The organism is Polynucleobacter sp. GWA2_45_21, from assembly GCF_001830325.1.
Taxonomy (GTDB): Bacteria; Pseudomonadota; Gammaproteobacteria; order Burkholderiales; family Burkholderiaceae; genus Polynucleobacter.
In genome coordinates this window covers 18714-36819 of record NZ_MHZG01000004.1, presented here as the reverse complement: position 1 = coordinate 36819, position 18106 = coordinate 18714, and the positions used below count along the sequence as shown (strand labels likewise).

Genomic DNA, 18106 nt, shown 5'->3' with positions numbered 1-18106 from the left:
CACTCCTTGCGCTTACGCAGTTTGTAGTGTGTTGCATCGACGGGTTGAAATCAAGTGGCAATCCTGCCGGCGAGATTCTGGGAAAACCGCATGATGCTGCCGATGCTGAACGCATTCTAAAAATGCTCAGCGGCCAAGTTCATGAAGTACTTACTGCAGTTGTGCTCACAATTGATCCTAAAACAAACCCACTTTGTTTAGTACAAGTCTCCGAAGTGGAGTTTGCCCATTTAACTCAAGCGCAAATTGACGGCTACATTCAGAGTGGTGAGCCCTTTGGTAAGGCTGGGGCGTATGGCATTCAAGGTTTGGGAGGGGCTTTTATTCCCTCAATTAAAGGCAGCTATAGCGGTATTATGGGACTACCTATTTTTGAAGTTAACCAATTATTGGATTTCGCTAAAGTTGCCCGCATATGAATGAAGAAATTCTGATCAACATTACCCCCCAAGAAACACGGGTGGCATTAATTCAGCAAGGTGCCGTGCAAGAGCTTCAAATTGAGCGCACACGGCAACGCGGCATTGTTGGCAATATCTATTTAGCCAAAGTTGTACGCGTACTGCCTGGCATGCAATCCGCTTTTATTGAAATTGGTTTAGAGCGCACTGCATTTATGCACGTCGCTGATATCACGCAAAACAATCCTCAAGCACAAATCGAAAAACTGCTTTTCGAGGGGCAAAATGTTTTAGTTCAAGTTCTCAAAGATCCATTGGGCACTAAAGGTGCACGCCTCACGACTCAATTGAGTATTGCTGGCCGTAATTTGGTTTATCTACCCCCAGCTGGAACTGATGCGGCTACAGAAAAATATATTGGCGTATCCCAACGAATTGATCAGCCCGAGGAACGGGAGGCTATCAAGGCGCGCCTTGCAGGACTAATGCCCGTAGATGAAAAAGGCGGAATCATTGTGCGCACCAGTGCACAAGACGCTAGCGACACCGAGCTTGAGCACGACATGCATTACCTACGCACCACCTGGGAGAGGATCCGAGAAGCTGTGAATCATAAGGCTGCCCCCAGCCTGCTTTATCAGGACCTCAGCTTAGCTGAACGTGTATTGCGCGATGTTGCTGGTGAAGAAACTATAAAAATTCGGGTTGACTCTGCGGAGAACTTTGAAAAGCTCAAGGGGTTTGCGACGCTATATATGCCAAACCTCTTGGATAAGCTCACCCTGCATCGTGGTGAGCGTGCCCTATTTGATTTGTTTGATGTAGATGCTGAAATCAATAAGGCGCTTGGGAGAAGAGTTGATCTCAAATCGGGTGGCTACCTGATGATCGATCAAACAGAGTCCATGACTACGATTGATGTCAATACCGGCAGTTATGTCGGTGCACGCAATCTTGATGACACCGTATTTAAAACTAATCTTGAGGCCGCTCAGGCTATTGCTCGTCAGCTGCGCTTACGCAATCTTGGCGGCATCATCATCATTGACTTTATTGATATGTTGAGCAAGGAGCATCAAGAGTCGGTGTTGCATGAACTCAATCGCAATTTAGAGCGTGATCATGCTCGCACTTCAGTCAGCGACTTTTCCTCGCTAGGCTTAGTAGAAATGACACGCAAACGTACTCGAGAGTCCCTCGCTCATATTACTTGTGAGTCTTGTGCTACCTGCCAAGGCAAGGGTGAAGTCAAAACAGCGCAAACCATTTGTTACGAGATTTTGCGCGAGATTGTGCGCGAGCATCGCCAATTTAATCCCCGGGAATTTAGAATTGTTGCTGCGCCTGATGTAATTGATCTCTTCCTTGAAGAAGAAAATCAATTCTTGGCGCAGTTAGGCGACTTTATTAGCAAGCCAATCAAGCTTCAGGCCGAAGGTAGCTTCCGCCAAGAGCAGTACGACATCGTTCTCAGTTAATTACTGACTAAGCATTCGAAAACTGGATGCGATGCAAGTTGGCATACATGCCATCCTTAGCAATCAACTCTTCGTGTGAGCCATTCTCAATCACGTGACCATGCTCAAGCACCACAATCCGATCGGCATGCTCAATAGTTGATAGGCGATGTGCAATCACCAAGGTAGTTCTACCGGCCATCAATCGCTCTAGGGCATCTTGCACTTGACGCTCGGATTCAGAGTCCAACGCTGAAGTTGCTTCATCCAAGATGAGGATAGGCGCATCTTTATAAATGGCTCTCGCGATTGCTAAACGCTGGCGCTGACCACCGGATAGGCGATTGCCGTTATCCCCAATTTGAGTATCAATTCCTTCAGGCATTTCTTTCATCAGCGCAGATAAATTTGCTGCCTCAAGCGCCTCCATCACTCGCCCACGGTCAATGCCTTCTGGACAAACAGCACCATAGGCTACGTTTGCTGCAATGCTGTCATTAAATAAAATAACATCCTGACTCACAAAAGCAATTTGCTTGCGCACATCCGCAAGAATAATGTCCTCAAGTGGAATATCGTCCAAGAAAATTTGTCCGCTTGTTGGTTTAAAGAATCGGGGCAATAAATTCACTAAGGTAGATTTGCCACCACCAGATGGCCCCACAAAGGCAACGACTTCGCCAGGCTTGATGTTCAAATTCACACCAGTGAGAGCATCTTTACGCCCTGCTTCTTGCTGATAAGAGAAGCCAACATTCTCAAAACGAATTCCACCCTTAGCCTTATCCAAGGACTTCATATTTTCTTTTCGAGACTCGTCCTCTTCAAAAGGTTGATCCATGAGCGAAAAAATCATTTCCGCCGCAGTTAAGCCACGTTGTAAGGGCTGATTAATATCGGCTAAATGTTTAATCGGCGAAATCACCAACATCATGGCAGTAATAAAAGCGGCGAAACCGCCAACCGTAGTGCCCTCAGAGGCAGACTGCATCAAGGCAATAACCAAAACAATCGAGAGTGCCATGGAAGCAATCAGTTGAGTGATTGGCTGATTCAAACCTCCAGCCACCGCCGACTTCAAAGCAAATTGACGCAGACGATCGGCCTTCTCCATAAAGCGACCCATCTCGTACTCTTCAGCACCGTGCACCTTAACGATCTTATATCCAGCTGCAGATTCTTCAACGATGTAAGCGAGCTCGCTTGTCATTGTCTGCTGCTCACGGTTAAGCGAGCGTAAGCGTTTATTAATTCTGCCAATGATGAGTGCAATGATCGGGAAAATCATTAGCACCACTAAAGTCAATTGCCAGTTTAGGTAAATCAGATAACCAATCAATCCGATCACAGTAAGAGAATCTCTTACCAAACTGATTAACATGCCACCCATGATTGAAAGGGCATTATTCACTTCGAAAACTACCGCATTAATTAAGCTGGATGCAGAGTTCTTTTGGAAGAAAGTGGTGCTTGAATGCAATAAAGCCTTAAACATCTGCATGCGCATCTTCAGCAAGACGGCATTGATCACACGATTCAGAAGATAGCTGGACAAAAATTGCGCCATACCCCGGACAAAAGCCAATCCAACCAAGAAAACCGGCACCAACCAGAGCTTGTTATCCATCTGACCAGTGAAGCCGCGGTCTAACAAAGGCTTCATTAAGGCTGGAATGGAAGTTTCAGCCCCAGCAACCAGCGCCATGGCTAATAGAGACCCAATAATCAAGCGGATATGGGGCTTCAGGTACTGAATTAAGCGATTTAGGGCGGTACGGTCTTGAGCATTCATATAATGAATTATGCCCACCTTATCCGTCATACTCATCACTCGCAATGAAGAGGCCAATTTGGCCGATTGTTTGACCTCCCTAGAGGGGATTGCCCAGCAAATCGTGGTGGTGGATACCAATAGCAGCGATAGCACCCTAGAAATCGCTAAAAACCATGGCGCAGTTATTAGTCAACCAGCGGATTGGCCTGGGTTTGGACCCCAAAAGAACCGCGCCCTGGACTTGGCAACATGCGAATGGGTTCTCTCTCTGGATGCTGATGAGCGACTGACTCCAGCCCTCAGAAGTGAAATTCTGACCGCTATTCATCACTCGGCACATGTCGACTGCTTTGCCATTCCACGACTATCCTGGTATTGCGGTCGCTTTATCCGCCACTCTGGCTGGAATCCGGATTATGTGGACAGATTATTTAAACGTGGCACAGCTCGTTTCTCAGATGACCTGGTTCATGAGCGACTGATCCCTAATGGGCAAGTGGCAAAACTAGAGAACCCCATGCTGCACTATAGTTTTATGAACTTCTCACAAGTTCTACAAAAAATTGATCGCTATTCAACAGCTTCGGCTGAGCAAGCGTTCGCCAAAGGCAAGACAAGTAGTCCTTTAAAGGCTGTTCTTCACGGTATCTGGGCTTTTACTCGCACCTACTTTATACGCCTTGGCTTTTTAGACGGCCCCCAAGGATTTGCTTTGGCAATCTCTAACGGGCAAGGAACCTACTATCGCTACATGAAGTTATGGCAATTGCATCAAGAAGCTGCGAATAATCCCCATCACAGCAAATGATCTCCGTACTTTTAGCAACTTATAACTGGCCACAAGCTCTCAAACTCTGTCTTGAGTCACTTGGCACTCAAACTGATTTAGATTTTGAAATCATCATTGCTGATGACGGCTCCACAGTAGAAACTAAGAGCTTGATAGAAGCAATCCAGAAAAATTTTCCAGTAAAAATTACCCATCTTTGGCAAGAGGATCAAGGTTTTCGCAAGACCCGTATTCTTAATCAAGCAATCGAGACAGCGCGCGGCGACTATCTCGTATTTTTAGATGGCGACTGCCTTGTACAGCCAGACTTTATCGCCCAACATCGAACGCTATCTCAGGCAAACCACTTAGTTACGGGTAGTCGTGTCTTGCTTAACGACGAACTCAGCAAAGAATTGCTTTCATGGTCGCACTGGAATTTCAAAAAATTTATCAACAAGCTATTGAGTTATCGACTCTCTGGTGGCATCAATAAGTATTGGCCCCTTAAGATGAAGCTAGGAGATGGTGCCTGGCGTAACTACAAGAAATTTGTATGGCGTCGTATTAAGGGTTGCAATATGGCCTGCTGGAAAGTGGATGCTCAAGCCATTGGCGGCTTTGATGAAACCATGACAGGCTGGGGGCACGAGGATGCAGATTTTGTTTTCAGGCTGCAGAACAGGGGTTTGATTCGTAAATCCGGATCCTGGTCGACTGAAGTGCTTCATCTCTACCACCGCATCAATGACCAATCCAACGCTGCAGAAAATGCACGCCGCGTCCGTGAAAAAATTCTCGCTAAAGCTCAGTAGGATTCAGTTAAATTAGCCCCATGACTGCATTCTCAGCACTAAAACCTAAAAAAGTTTTGTTTATTGCGACTCGCCAAATTGGGGATGTCCTTGTCACTACACCGCTCATCTCTCAAGCGCGCGAACTATGGCCTGATGCCGAGTTTCACTTTTTAGGTTACCGTGGCAAGCTCGAGATGCTCAAAGGCAATCCCGATATTGTCCAGACAATCGAAACTTCAGACCGCCCCAAACTCAAAGAATATCTCTCCTTATTTTTTAAGCTTTTTCAACGTTACGATTTAGCAGTAGTTACCCAACCCAGTGATCGCGCCTATTTCTATGGCTTAGTGGCCGCTCATCACCGCGTTGGTGTACTAGGCGGTCATCCTCAAGGTCTGACTGAACAAGACAAGACCAAGAAAAACAAGGGTGATAAGCAAAATGCCTGGAAAAAAGCTATCTGCTTACATACAGTTGCTGTAGATTATTTTGCACAGCATGTCATTACTGAAAAGCTTCGCCTGCTCGAGATCTTTTACAAGAAGCCACGGGATTTATTTAGCAAACCTATTTCAGTTACTCCACCTGCTGGCGATCCAATTACCCCAAGCATTGCCGGTCAACTCCACGCACCTTACGTTGTAGTACATCCAGGGCCCTTGACCGCCTACAAGCGTTGGCCGCTTGCCTATTGGCAAACATTGCTGACATGGATTGCAAAACAAGGTTGGCAAGTTGTATTGAGCGCATCACCCGCCAAGCAAGATCTACAGCTAAACAAAGATATTCTGTCATTGCTCGATGAAGAAACCCGCAGTCATGTTGTTGATACAGCAGGCCTACTTACTATCCCGCAAGCGGGAACACTAATTCGTGGTGCAATTGCCTATGTCGGGGTAGATACATCCATCACACACCTAGCGGCAGCATGCAATACACCGACCATTGCCTTATTTGGTCCAACGCCACCGACTAACTTTGGGCCATGGCCTAATGGTTTTATTGGCGAACAACCCTATCAATTAAGAGCTCGCTCGCAGACAGTTGGTAATGTCACGATCCTGCAAGGCCCCGGTGAATGCGTCCCCTGTCGCAAAGCAGGCTGTGAAGATCGGGCGAGCAGTAATAGCGAGTGCTTGGATCTATTAGAACCCAATCAAGTGATTGCAGCGCTTAAAGATGCTACAAATCAATAAATCACTCTAGGTGGTTTTCGAACTACAGATTTAGTGATACTGAACCTGAACAGTATTGGATTGCTTGGCTGCCAATATCTGATTCAGGCTATGCAAGCAAGCATCATCAGGATAGATACGTAGCTCTTCCGGGAATTGCATTAGACAGGCCCCGCCACTAGTAGTGACCGCAGCCGTAAGCATTAAACCCTTCAGCCCTTCACTTCCGCTTGGCATAGCGGCTACCGCGGGTCCCAACTTCGGATCTCGCACTCGATTACTCATCAAGTAAGGCCCAATTTGGCTACGCAAGGATTTAAGGTCAATCGCTGAATCAATCGATAGGTGAATATTACGAGCAAAACGCATGCGAGCACCCGTAATATCCATCACCGCCTCTGATACGATCCGCATCCCCCCGGAAAACTTGTCGGGAGTAACGTTCACCTTCGCAACTAGCAACTCATCTTCTTTAAGCCAAGAACGATTCGGTTCATACACTTCGCTATAGAGGGTCACCTCTATTGCAGCGGTGCCATCATCGATGGTTGCAATCATCATGCGGCCACGCTGACCGGTGAGCATGCGGGCAGAAGTAATAATGCCGGCAATCAACTGATCTTTACCCTCGGTCACTTTTGCCAATGGTTGACGAATAAAATGCGCCGTCTCGTCGCGATAGGCGTCAAACATGTGGCCGGTTAGGCAAAGTCCTAAGGCGCTCTTCTCATCTTGAAGGCGTTTCTTTTCCGACCAGACTGGTTCGCGTACCAACTCAGGCAGATGGCGATCCTCTTCCCCTGCTACCTCAAACAAACTGACTTGATTGATTGAAGCTTCAGCTTGTTCCGCCGCCTCAATTGCACGCGCAAGAGAAGCCAATAAGGTAGATCGAATATCGTAAGGATTACCGCCAGCAGGAATAGAGTCCTTATACAAACTATCAAAGGCACCTGCACGCATCAAAGCCTCAATCGCACGACGATTGACCTGCCTACGATCAACGCGTGCGCAGAAATCAAATAAATCTTTGAAAGGACCGCCAGCTTCACGCGCCTTCACAATCACCTCAATAGCCGCTTCGCCCGTACCCCTGACGGCACCTAATCCATAGCGAATATGACTAATTGGGGAATCGGGAGCGGCGTCTGGGGCACGCAATGGTGTGAAGACATAAACGCCGGTATTAATGTCTGGTGAGAACACACGAATATTATTTGCCAAGCAATCGTCATACAGAATCTTCACCTTATCGGTGTCATCCATTGCGAGCGATAAGTTGGCCGCCATAAATTCAGCAGGGTAGTAAGCCTTAAGCCAGGCAGTTTGATAGGCTAAGAGCGCGTAGGCTGCAGCATGGGATTTATTAAATCCATAGCCCGCAAAACGCTCCATCAAGTCATAAATCTCGTTGGCCTTACCCTCAGTAATACCGCCAGCTTTTGCACCATCACTAAAAATCTTGCGATGCTGCGCCATCTCTTCGGGCTTCTTCTTACCCATCGCACGACGCAACATATCTGCGCCACCAAGTGAGTAGCCACCAATCATCTGGGCCATCTGCATCACCTGCTCTTGATAGACCATGATGCCGTAGGTTTCTTGCAGAACGGGCTCAATACGCGGATCTGGATACTCTACTTTTTGACGACCATGCTTACGCTCAATAAAGTCCGGAATCAAATCCATTGGGCCGGGTCGGTAGAGTGCCACGAGCGCAATAATGTCTTCGAAGCGGTCAGGCTTGGCTTCACGAAGCATGCCTTGCATGCCGCGACTTTCCAACTGGAAGACGGCAACCGTATTAGCATTCTTTAAAACTTCAAACGCCTTTTCATCATCGAGTGGAATTTCACCAATATTCCAATCTTTGCGATCAGCATGTAATGTTTTGATCCACTTCTCAGCAGCGGCCAAAATAGTCAACGTCGTTAAACCCAAGAAGTCGAACTTCACTAGGCCGATAGCTTCTACGTCATCTTTGTCAAACTGACTAATGACGGAGCCACTCTCTTGATCTTTAGAATCTTTTGCCTCTTGTGTATAAAGCGGGCAAAAATCGGTCAAACGACCAGGGGCAATCAATACGCCACCCGCATGCATACCGACGTTACGGGTCATGCCTTCAAGCTGCTGTGCAAGAGATAAAAGCTGGCGCACCTCATCTTCATTTTTTTCGCGCTCGCCTAATTGCTTCTCTTCCTTCTTAGCCATTTCGATAGTCATGTACTGACCTGGCTTATTCGGGATCAGCTTGGCAATTCCGTCAACAAAGTTATAACCTTGCTCCAGCACGCGACCCACGTCACGAATTGCCGCTCTGGCAGCCATCGTTCCAAAGGTGGCAATTTGACTAACCGCATCTTTTCCGTACTTATCTTTGACGTACTGAATCACGCGATCGCGCCCATGCTGACAGAAGTCAATATCGAAGTCGGGCATCGATACCCGCTCAGGATTTAAGAAGCGCTCAAAGAGGAGGTTATAACGCAGTGGATCAAGGTCAGTAATACCGAGTGAATAAGCAACTAAAGAGCCAGCACCAGATCCGCGACCCGGGCCGACTGGCACGCCATTGTTTTTCGCCCAGTTAATAAAGTCAGCAACAATCAGAAAGTAGCCCGGGAAACCCATTTGAGAAATGGTCTTCACCTCGAAGACTAGGCGCTCGTGATAACGAGCCTCTTCCTTTGCACGCTCTTCTGGATCTGGGAAATTGCGCTCCATATGGCGCTTCAAACCAATCTCCGATTGCTGCAATAAATAATCGTCGAGCGTAATACCAGGGGGTGTTGGGAAGTCCGGTAAGCGTGGCTGACCCAACGTTAAGGAAAGATTGCATCGCTTGGCAATCTCTACTGAATTGGCAAGAGCAATCGGTAAATCCGCAAAGCGCTTTTCCATCTCTTCCTGAGATAAGAAATATTGCTCTTCATTAAACTTCTTAGTGCGACGAGGATTGCCTAAGAGCTCACCCTCTGCAATACACACGCGAGCCTCATGAGCCGTGAAATCACTTCTTTGCATAAACTGCACTGGGTGCGTTGCTACGATGGGTAGATCCAATTCGCTAGCAAGATGGCAGGCAAGCTGAAGTTGCTTTTCATCCTGAGGATGGCCCCCACGTTGCACTTCAATGTAAAAAGCATTCGGAAATAATTTTGCCCAATGCTTAGCGGCATCTTTAGCTTGGTCTTCTTGGCCAGCTAAGAGCGCAGCACCAACATCACCCCAGCGTCCGCTCGACAGTGCAATCAATCCATAGGCAAGCGTTCTTTTTGCAGCTTTATCTTCCGCTTTAGAAGCGGGTTCACTAAACCACTTGGGATCTACCTCTGCTCGACCACGAGATTGATTCTCTAGGGAGGCCTTACTCAATAACTGACATAAATTGAGATAGCCAGAGTGGTTTTGAACTAAAAGTAATAAACGATGCGGTTGATCTGGGTCCTGGGGGTTGCTGATCCAAACGTCTGCACCTGCAATCGGCTTAACTCCGCTTGAGCGTGCAGCACTATAAAAACGGACTAAGCCAAATAAATTACTCAAATCAGTGAGGGCTAAGGCCCCCATACCGTCTTTTTCGGCTGCAGCTACCGCATCATCAATACGAACGACGCCATCCGTAATTGAAAACTCGGAATGGACGCGCAGATGAACAAAACGGGGTGAAGCCATGAGATCATTTTAGCTGTGCTGAACCTCAAAAACCCCTCATCCCCAGCCGACGGCTATCGCGGGCGCTTTGCCCCCTCGCCTACCGGCCCGCTTCATGCGGGATCCTTGGTTGCTGCCCTGGGGAGCTGGTTAGATGCCCGACAAAATCAAGGGAAATGGCTCATCAGAATTGAGGATTTAGATACCCCCCGCTGCATTCCGGGGGCAGATCAAGAAATCCTACGCCAATTGCTTGCCTGCGGCCTTAGCTGGGACGAGGAGCCAACATGGCAATCAAAGCACCAAGATCGCTATAAAAAGGCTCTAAAGCGCTTAAATGAGCTCCAAACCGTCTATCCCTGCACCTGCTCTAGGCAAAGCATTGCAAGCGCTCTAGAGGCTCGTGGCGAAGTCACGCCTCGCAATCAAGAAATGGTCTACCCAGGTAGTTGCCGCCCCGAACAAATACCCCAAAATGAAGATGAAGGCATCTTCGCCACTGAAGTGGCCTGGAGACTTGCCCTTCCCCCAGATCTCAATATTCATTTTGAAGATCTAGCCCTAGGCAAGCAAATTCAAGATCTCAATCGAGAGGTAGGGGATTTTGTATTGCGTCGTCGGGATGGCATATTCACCTATCAACTTGCCGTAGTGGTAAACGATGCAGAGCAAGGCATCACTCATATTGTGCGTGGTGCAGATTTACTTAACAACACAGCACGACAAATACATCTGCAAAGTATTTTGGGATACCCAACACCAAGCTACTTGCATCTGCCACTGGTGCTCGATGAGCATGGTGAAAAACTCAGCAAGCAAACTTTGGCGAGTGCTATTCATACTGAGAATGCTCAACAGGCTTTACGAGAATTACGTAAAGCTGGAGAGCACTTAGGATTGAGGGATCTTCCGAGTGGAAAAGATACTTCGATTGCTGAGTGGCTTTTAGCTGCCACCCAGGCTTGGAATAGAAAAATTACTTCTTCTTAAAGCCACCGAGCAAAGCACCAACAGCCGGTCTTGCAGGCGTAATACCCACTTTTTTCTCTTCAGGATTGCTAGCCTCTGATGATGACTTAGTAGCAGCGCTAGGCTCATAAGGCTTATAGAAAAATGGGTCCGACATTTTGGCCGGTGCCTCTGATCTAGATGAGCTTCTGCTAGGAGTGTAGCTAGGATTACCTTCGGGTAGCGGCTGGACGTCCAACTTGCGTTTCATCAACTTTTCAATATCGTCGAGTAAGCGTTTTTCGCTAGCATCGACCAATGCAATCGCATCGCCCTTACTGCCTGCGCGACCCGTACGACCAATGCGGTGAATAAAGTCTTCCGCATTAAATGGCAACTCATGATTAATAACGCAAGGCATTGAAGGAATATCCAAACCACGTGCAGCCACATCTGTTGCAACCAAAGCCTCGATTGCGCCAGATTTAAATGCATCTAAAGTGAGGGTACGTTCACCCTGACTCTTATCACCATGAATAGCACCCGCTTTAATACCATCGCGCTCCAAAGAACGGGCTAATCGAGCGCAACCTAAACGACTGTTAGTAAAGATGATGCACTGACGAGATAAACCTTGACGAGTGCGCGCCTCAAGGACTTTCACAATCGCGCGTTGCTTGTCAGCACTGGACACCATATGCACTACTTGCTTGACGGTATCTGCTGCAGCATTCTGACGAGCCACCTCAACAGTGACAGGTGTACGCAAATAACTTTGCGCTAACTTCTTAATCTCAGGTGAGAACGTTGCCGAAAACAAAAGCGTTTGGCGCTGCGCTGGAATCAAATCAATAATGCGTTGTAAGTCTGGCAAGAAGCCCATATCCAACATGCGATCGGCTTCATCTAATACCAAAATTTCTACTTGGGAGAGATTGGCAACTTTAGAGCCAATGTGATCTAGCAAGCGTCCCGGGGTGGCAATCAAAATCTCTACGCCACCACGCAATGTGGCAACTTGCTCTTTCATATCCACGCCACCGTACACCACGGCAGCACGCAAATCAGTGTGCTTGGAATAGCTTGCTGCATTCTCGGCAACCTGCACAGCTAACTCACGTGTCGGCGTTAGCACCAGCGCACGAATTGGGTGACGAGCCGGCGAAGCGCTGCTGCTTGCGTGACGCAGAATCTTTTGGATGATCGGCAACACAAAAGCAGCCGTCTTACCAGTACCGGTTTGGGCTGCGCCCATCAAATCGCTTCCCGCCAAAACGTGCGGAATAGATTGCGCTTGAATCGGAGTTGGGGTGTTGTAACCCTGCTCAGATACCGCTTTTTGAATCTTTGGATCTAAGCCAAAGTCAGCAAAGGTAATTGTTGCTGGGGTGGCGCTACTCTCAGTAGCACCGGTAGGGGAATTTATTTCAGGAACAGTATTTGTCAAGGTAACTTACAGAATGGCTGCAATGCCGGCCTTCGCGGTTTCGGCATCCTCAGTCGATTTAACGCCGGAAACGCCGACTGCGCCGATGGTAAACCCATTTACCTCGATATTGACGCCACCTTCCAACATGCCCGAAATATGTGGGGCAGATAAAAAGGAAATACGTCCGTTATTAATAATTTCTTCGTAGACACGGCTCTCACGTTTACCCATTGCAGCAGTGCGTGCTTTTTCTTGAGCGATATAGGCAGAAACAGGAGCACAACCATCACGACGAGTTAATCCCAATACATGTCCGCCATCATCACAAACAGCGATAGTCACTGCCCAGTTATTTTTAGCTGCATGCTGATCAGCCGCAGTCAAAATCTTTTGAACATCAGCCTGGGTTAAATACGGTTTAGTTGCCAACATGTGAAATCTTTCTGTCTCGAATATGTTTTATTTGATGAAAGTACTATCTATATAAGTACTTGAATTATAAGGGATGTTAGCCGATAGATTCACCAGCCGACACCCCATTCACACCCAACTTACTGATTATTTTAGAAATTCTTGGGCAGCAACAACACCGCTTGCCTTGGGCTTATAGCCCATCGCGCCCAAACTCATCTCTACTCCACTGAGCGCAGCCATCAAGCTGAGCTCATTGCAATCACCCAAATGACCAATACGGAAGGCCTTGCCTTTGATTTTTCCAAGGCCCGTACCCAGGGATAAATTGAATTTCTCCAGAGCATGCTTACGCAGAACATCCGCATCCATACCTTCTGGTGTAGCAATACAAGTGAGTACTGGCGAGTAGCAATCTTTATCCTGACACTGGACTTCTAAGCCCCAAGCATTCACCGCTTCACGGCAAGCAGCAGCAAGACGCTGGTGGCGAGCAAAGATATTGTCTAAGCCTTCAGCCATCATCATGTCCAAAGCCTCATGCAAGCCATACATCAAATTGGTACTAGGCGTAGTTGGCCAGTAGCCTGATTTATTGGACTCCAAGATCTCATCCCAAGCCCAATAGGCCTTAGACATCTTGTTCGTTTTACTGACTTCAATTGCGCGTGCTGACAAGGCATTAAAGCCAATGCCAGGAGGCAGCATTAAACCTTTTTGTGAGCCAGACACGGTAACGTCCGCACCCCATTTGTCGTGCTCGTAGTCTGCAGAGCCCAAGCCAGAAACGCTATCCACCAACAGCAGTGCTGGGTGCTTGAGAGAATCAATTGCCTTACGAACTGCGGCAATATTGGAAGTTACACCCGTAGAGGTTTCGTTATGGACTACACAAACTGCCTTGATTTCATGACCAGTGTCTTTACGTAAACGTTCTTCAATGACAGAGGCGTCAACACCCCAACGCCAAGTATCTTGACCAGGCTTAGTCACCACCTCAACATCCAAACCAAGACGCTTACCCAAAGCGCGCCACAAATTAGCGAACTGACCGGTTTCATAAAACAGTACCTTGTCACCAGGATTGAGGACATTAACCAAAGCCCCTTCCCATGAACCTGTTCCTGAGGCGGAATAAATAATGACTGGTTGCTCAGTCTTAAAAATCTTCTTAATACCCTCTAGAACCTTGAGACCAAATTCACCGAATTCGGGTCCACGGTGATCAATCGTTTGATAGCTAATTGCCCGCAGGATCCGGGATGGCACTGGGCTTGGGCCAGGAATATGTAAAAAATGACGCCCTGAGAGGTGGTTATCTAGTTTTAGCATGCTGAGTCTCGCTTGGTTTTTGTTGTTAATCTTGCTGGCCAGTGTAAGTCACTTTTTAGTAATTTACAATTTTGTATGCAAAATATTTTTCAAATAAGTAAAAAATAAGCAATTTATAGCGTTATTTTAAGCTATTGATAGGTTATAGTAAATATGTATACAAAATTAAGGCATTTCAAATGATGCTCACTGCACCCCCAAATACCCAAAACTTACACGAGGTCACCTTCCAAAAGCTGCGAGCTTTATTGGTAGAGGGCGCCATTACGCCGGGGAGCAAATTGAATGAGCGTGAGTTAGCAGAACAGCTCAATGTGTCACGCACCCCTATTCGCGAGGCAATTCGACGTTTGGCTGCCGACGGCTTAGTTGAGCTGATTGCCAACCGCGGAGCGATTGCAGTACAACTCACGCGGGATGACATCCTTCACACCTTTGATGTGATTGCGAACTTAGAGGGCTACTCTGGCGAACTAGCAGCACAAAACATTAGCGATCAAGCTCTCATTGAACTTGAAGCACTCCAATATGAAATGATGGCCTCGTATGCTCGCAGAGATCTCTCGAGCTACTACCAACTCAATCTCAAGATTCACCAGGCCATTAATCAAGCGGCAAATAATCCCGTCTTAAGTCAGCTCTTTACCCAAGTCAATGCCCGTATTGAGGCACTGCGCTTTCGCTCCAATCAAGATGGCGTGAAATGGGAGAAAGCAGTGGGCGAACATCAAGAGATGCTGGACGCATTAAAAGCTCGCGATAGCGCACGCATGCGCAAAGTCATGATGCAGCACGTCATGAATAAACGTGATGTAGTAATCCAATTAGTTGACTCAGAATCCAAACAGAAAGTTGCAGCATGAACAAGCCACTCGATTTACCACTTCCAGAATTCGTTGCTAACAAGGCAGAGTTAGCCAAGCGCCTAAGGCAAGAAACCTCTGGCGAAGTCATGACCGATATGGCTAGTCGTGGACGTTATGCAACTGATGCATCTATCTACCAAGCTATGCCTGTCGCCGTCTTTGTTCCCAAAACTGCTGAAGATATTGCGACAGCTATTCAGATTGCAGCTGATTTAGGTGTACCAGTTTTGCCTCGTGGAGGCGGCACCAGTCAGTGCGGACAGACTACCGGCACAGCATTAGTAATCGACAATACGAAATACTTTCGCAAACTCTTGCATGCTGATCCAGAAAAGGCAACTGCAGTAGTTGAGCCTGGCATTGTTTTAGATCACCTCAATGCTGCACTCAAACCCCATGGCCTCTGGTACCCAGTAGACGTCTCTACCGCTGCACAAGCAACAATAGGCGGCATGGCTGGTAACAACTCTTGCGGCAGTCGCTCTATTGCCTATGGAAACATGGTGCATAACGTTTTGGGTATTGATGCTTGGTTAGCCAATGGGCAAGTAGCAAGCTTTGGAAATTACGCCAATAGCTCTGGCGTAGCAAAACAACTCGGTGACTTTGTAAAAGGTTTGGCTAATAAACTCCAACCTGAAATCGAAGCGCACTTCCCCAAAGTATTGCGCCGTGTTGCCGGATACAACTTGGATGTCTTTCATCCACAAAGCGAGCGCCCCTATACACAAGATGGCAGTGTGAATTTGGCACACCTGTTGGTGGGTAGCGAAGGCACTTTGGCGTATTTCAAATCACTTGAATTGAAATTGGCGCCCTTGCCACAACACAAAGTGCTTGGAGTAGTAAACTTTGCAAGCTTCTTCAAAGCAATGGATAGCGCGCAGCATATCGTCAAGCTTGGGCCCACTGCAGTTGAATTAGTCGATCGCACCATGATTGATTTAGCGCGTCACAACCCTAGCTTTAAGAAAACCATTGAGACCGCTCTCATTGATGCTAGCGGCCCCACTCCTGAAGCAATCCTATTGGTGGAGTTCTCTGGTGAAGCGCACGCACCCTTGCTTGAGAAACTAAAGTCTTTACAGGGCCTGATGAGTGACCTAGGTCTGCCAGGCTCAGTAGTTGCTATGCCTGATGCTGGCTTGCAAAAGAATTTATGGGAAGTACGTAAGGCCGGCTTAAACATCATGATGAGCCTTAAAGGTGATGGTAAGCCAGTGAGCTTCATTGAAGACTGCGCAGTCCCGCTCGAGAGTCTTGCTGAATATACACAAGCGCTCACAGATGTATTTTCTAAATATGGTTCACGAGGCACTTGGTATGCACATGCTTCAGTAGGCACGCTCCACGTACGCCCCATCTTAGACATGCGCCGTGATGGCGCACAAAAAATGCGTGCCGTTGCTGAAGAAGCATCTGCATTAGTTCGCAAATACAAAGGTGCATATAGTGGCGAGCACGGCGATGGACTCTGCCGTGGTGAATGGATCTCCTGGCAATTTGGCCCTAAGATTACCGAAGCACTTGCAGAAATTAAGCATGAGTTTGATCCGAATGGATTATTTAATCCTGGCAAGATTATTGACCCACCGAAGATGGATGATGCGAGTAATTTCCGCTTCCCACCAAGCTATAAGGTCATTCCACTTCAGCCCGCTTTAGATTGGTCTGCCTGGAACGTACAAAATAATCCTGTCACTGAAGAGACCAGCGCACCGGGTACTGGCGGCGACCCAGCAATGGGCTTAGCCAAAGCAGTAGAGATGTGCAATAACAATGGTCACTGCCGTAAATTTGATGCGGAAGTAATGTGCCCAAGTTATCGCGTGACGCGTGATGAAAAGCATCTCACCCGTGGTCGCGCCAATACCTTACGTCTCGCACTCTCCAATCAACTGGACATCAAAGATGAAAGCTCACCCCTTGGTAGCGACGCTATTAAGGAGGTGATGGAGCTCTGTGTCAGCTGCAAGGCCTGCCGCCGTGAATGCCCTACTGGCGTCGATATGGCGAAGATGAAGATTGAGTTTTTGTCGGCTTACAAAAAACGGGTTGGGCACTCATTACGAGATCTAGCCGTTGCCTATCTACCAAAATATGCACCAATGATTAGCAGCATTCCTGGCTTGCCTGCGCTCCTCAATCTACGTAACCATATTGCGCCGATTGCTCAATTGCAAGAATGGATCATGGGCATCTCTGCTCAAAGAAGTTTGCCGATCTGGAAAGCAAAAACATTCTGGAGTAATCAGAATGCAATTACACCTTATCAATTTACCCCGGCCGAACTCAGTCAAGATGATGTCAATGGCCATAAAGGCGTTGTACTGTTGGCAGATACCTTCAATGCCTATTTTGAAGATGAAAATCTGCAAGCAGCGCTCGCTGTACTCAAGGCCGCTGGATATCGCGTCCATATTCCGCAGAAGAGCTTGGCTAAGGAAAAATTAGACTCCACACCAAATACGTGCTCCAAGGAATTTTGCTGTGGCCGTACCTACCTAGCCGCTGGCATGGTCGACAAAGCCAAAGCTAGCTTAGATGAGTTGGTAAATCATCTTGCGCCATTTGCAGAAAAAAATATTCCCATCATTGGTCTAGAGCCTTCTTGCCTGTTCACCTTAAAGGATGAGGCTTTAGTCATGGGATTTGGTGAGCGTGCAGTGACTGTAAGCAAACATGTGCAACTCTTAGAAGAATTTTTAGCTAAAGAAGTAAAGAGTGGAAAACTTCAACTTCAATTAAAACCAGCATCCCGTCCAGTCTTATTTCATGGTCATTGCCATCAAAAATCATTTGCGGCTGTAACACCAGCGATAGAGCTCTTGAAGCTAATTCCGAATGCCGAACCTAAACTGATTGAATCATCATGCTGCGGTATGGCAGGTAGCTTTGGTTATGAATCAGAGCATATTGAGGTATCAAAGCAAATGGCTGAAGCAAGCCTATTGCCAGCGATACGGAAGGCGCCAGATAGTTGGGTTGTTGCAGATGGGACAAGCTGTCGCCACCAGATTGCCGATGGCACACAAAGAGACGCGGTACATATTGCCAAAATTTTGGCAGCCCATCTTTGAATTAAACGGC

General features: G+C 47.4%; 13 protein-coding genes. 8 read left to right on the top strand and 5 right to left on the bottom strand.

Features of this window, described 5'->3' with window-relative positions; all coding sequences use genetic code 11:
- Together A2X74_RS06250 and rng are read left to right on the top strand one after the other, a co-directional pair.
- Positions 1 to 419 (top strand): Maf family protein (locus tag A2X74_RS06250; RefSeq protein WP_299764915.1); only part of this gene is annotated, 419 nt, incomplete at its 5' end.
- Positions 416 to 1879 carry a ribonuclease G gene (rng, locus tag A2X74_RS06245; RefSeq protein ID WP_293625514.1) on the top strand — a complete coding sequence of 488 codons (1464 nt, stop codon included), beginning with the start codon at positions 416 to 418 and terminating at the stop codon, positions 1877 to 1879. The genes A2X74_RS06250 and rng, both read left to right, overlap by 4 nt.
- Positions 1880 to 1886: 7 nt before the next feature.
- Here rng and msbA read toward each other — a convergent pair whose 3' ends face one another.
- Positions 1887 to 3650, bottom strand: a complete 1764-nt coding sequence (msbA, locus tag A2X74_RS06240) for a lipid A export permease/ATP-binding protein MsbA (protein WP_293625522.1) — start codon at positions 3648 to 3650, stop codon at positions 1887 to 1889.
- A gap of 10 nt (positions 3651 to 3660) precedes the next feature.
- Between msbA and A2X74_RS06235 the strand changes: the two genes are divergently transcribed.
- The 3 genes from A2X74_RS06235 to A2X74_RS06225 are packed head-to-tail and all read left to right on the top strand — an operon-like array spanning position 3661 to position 6394.
- Positions 3661 to 4440 (top strand): glycosyltransferase family 2 protein, encoded by a 780-nt coding sequence (locus tag A2X74_RS06235; protein WP_293625524.1) that lies wholly within the window; start codon positions 3661 to 3663, stop codon positions 4438 to 4440.
- Entirely contained in the window at positions 4437 to 5216 is a 780-nt protein-coding gene (locus tag A2X74_RS06230) for a glycosyltransferase family 2 protein (RefSeq protein WP_293625526.1), read from the top strand. The genes A2X74_RS06235 and A2X74_RS06230 overlap by 4 nt, the downstream gene beginning before the upstream one ends.
- Before the next feature lie 20 nt (positions 5217 to 5236).
- Positions 5237 to 6394, top strand: coding sequence for a glycosyltransferase family 9 protein (locus A2X74_RS06225; RefSeq protein ID WP_293625528.1), 1158 nt, complete (start codon positions 5237 to 5239; stop codon positions 6392 to 6394).
- Positions 6395 to 6424: 30 nt separating this feature from the next.
- Here A2X74_RS06225 and dnaE read toward each other — a convergent pair whose 3' ends face one another.
- Complete coding sequence (dnaE, locus tag A2X74_RS06220) at positions 6425 to 10051, bottom strand: DNA polymerase III subunit alpha (protein WP_293625530.1); 3627 nt, start codon at positions 10049 to 10051, stop codon at positions 6425 to 6427.
- 15 nt (positions 10052 to 10066) lie between these two features.
- On the opposite strand from dnaE, the gene gluQRS reads away from it, so the two are divergent.
- The gene (gene gluQRS / locus A2X74_RS06215; RefSeq protein WP_293625532.1) at positions 10067 to 11020 is read left to right on the top strand and encodes a tRNA glutamyl-Q(34) synthetase GluQRS; all 954 of its coding nucleotides are present in this window, start codon (positions 10067 to 10069) and stop codon (positions 11018 to 11020) included.
- On the opposite strand, the gene A2X74_RS06210 is transcribed toward gluQRS, so the two are convergent.
- From A2X74_RS06210 to A2X74_RS06200, 3 genes are all read right to left on the bottom strand, one after another.
- A complete protein-coding gene (locus A2X74_RS06210) occupies positions 11007 to 12425 on the bottom strand; it encodes a DEAD/DEAH box helicase (protein WP_293625534.1) in 1419 nt (472 codons plus the stop codon). The two genes, gluQRS and A2X74_RS06210, sit on opposite strands and share 14 nt — an antisense overlap.
- A 6-nt stretch (positions 12426 to 12431) precedes the next feature.
- Positions 12432 to 12839, bottom strand: a complete 408-nt coding sequence (locus A2X74_RS06205) for a heme-binding protein (protein ID WP_216136151.1) — start codon at positions 12837 to 12839, stop codon at positions 12432 to 12434.
- Positions 12840 to 12965: 126 nt separating this feature from the next.
- Positions 12966 to 14150: an aminotransferase class V-fold PLP-dependent enzyme gene (locus A2X74_RS06200; RefSeq protein WP_293625537.1), complete on the bottom strand. Its 1185-nt coding sequence runs from the start codon at positions 14148 to 14150 to the stop codon at positions 12966 to 12968.
- A 179-nt stretch (positions 14151 to 14329) separates the two neighbouring features.
- On the opposite strand from A2X74_RS06200, the gene A2X74_RS06195 reads away from it, so the two are divergent.
- A complete protein-coding gene (locus A2X74_RS06195) occupies positions 14330 to 15013 on the top strand; it encodes a GntR family transcriptional regulator (protein ID WP_299764906.1) in 684 nt (227 codons plus the stop codon).
- The gene (locus A2X74_RS06190; protein WP_293625541.1) at positions 15010 to 18096 is read left to right on the top strand and encodes an FAD-binding and (Fe-S)-binding domain-containing protein; all 3087 of its coding nucleotides are present in this window, start codon (positions 15010 to 15012) and stop codon (positions 18094 to 18096) included. The genes A2X74_RS06195 and A2X74_RS06190 overlap by 4 nt, the downstream gene beginning before the upstream one ends.
- Positions 18097 to 18106: the final 10 nt, after the last annotated feature.

Excerpts from the sequence above, each read along its gene's own strand:
- rng (WP_293625514.1), top strand. The coding sequence starts at position 416 with ATGAATGAAGAAATTCTGATCAACATTACCCCCCAAGAAACACGGGTG.
- msbA (WP_293625522.1), bottom strand. The coding sequence starts at position 3,650 with ATGAATGCTCAAGACCGTACCGCCCTAAATCGCTTAATTCAGTACCTG.
- A2X74_RS06235 (WP_293625524.1), top strand. The coding sequence starts at position 3,661 with ATGCCCACCTTATCCGTCATACTCATCACTCGCAATGAAGAGGCCAAT.
- A2X74_RS06230 (WP_293625526.1), top strand. The coding sequence starts at position 4,437 with ATGATCTCCGTACTTTTAGCAACTTATAACTGGCCACAAGCTCTCAAA.
- A2X74_RS06225 (WP_293625528.1), top strand. The coding sequence starts at position 5,237 with ATGACTGCATTCTCAGCACTAAAACCTAAAAAAGTTTTGTTTATTGCG.
- dnaE (WP_293625530.1), bottom strand. The coding sequence starts at position 10,051 with ATGGCTTCACCCCGTTTTGTTCATCTGCGCGTCCATTCCGAGTTTTCA.
- A2X74_RS06205 (WP_216136151.1), bottom strand. The coding sequence starts at position 12,839 with ATGTTGGCAACTAAACCGTATTTAACCCAGGCTGATGTTCAAAAGATT.
- A2X74_RS06200 (WP_293625537.1), bottom strand. The coding sequence starts at position 14,150 with ATGCTAAAACTAGATAACCACCTCTCAGGGCGTCATTTTTTACATATT.
- A2X74_RS06195 (WP_299764906.1), top strand. The coding sequence starts at position 14,330 with ATGATGCTCACTGCACCCCCAAATACCCAAAACTTACACGAGGTCACC.
- A2X74_RS06190 (WP_293625541.1), top strand. The coding sequence starts at position 15,010 with ATGAACAAGCCACTCGATTTACCACTTCCAGAATTCGTTGCTAACAAG.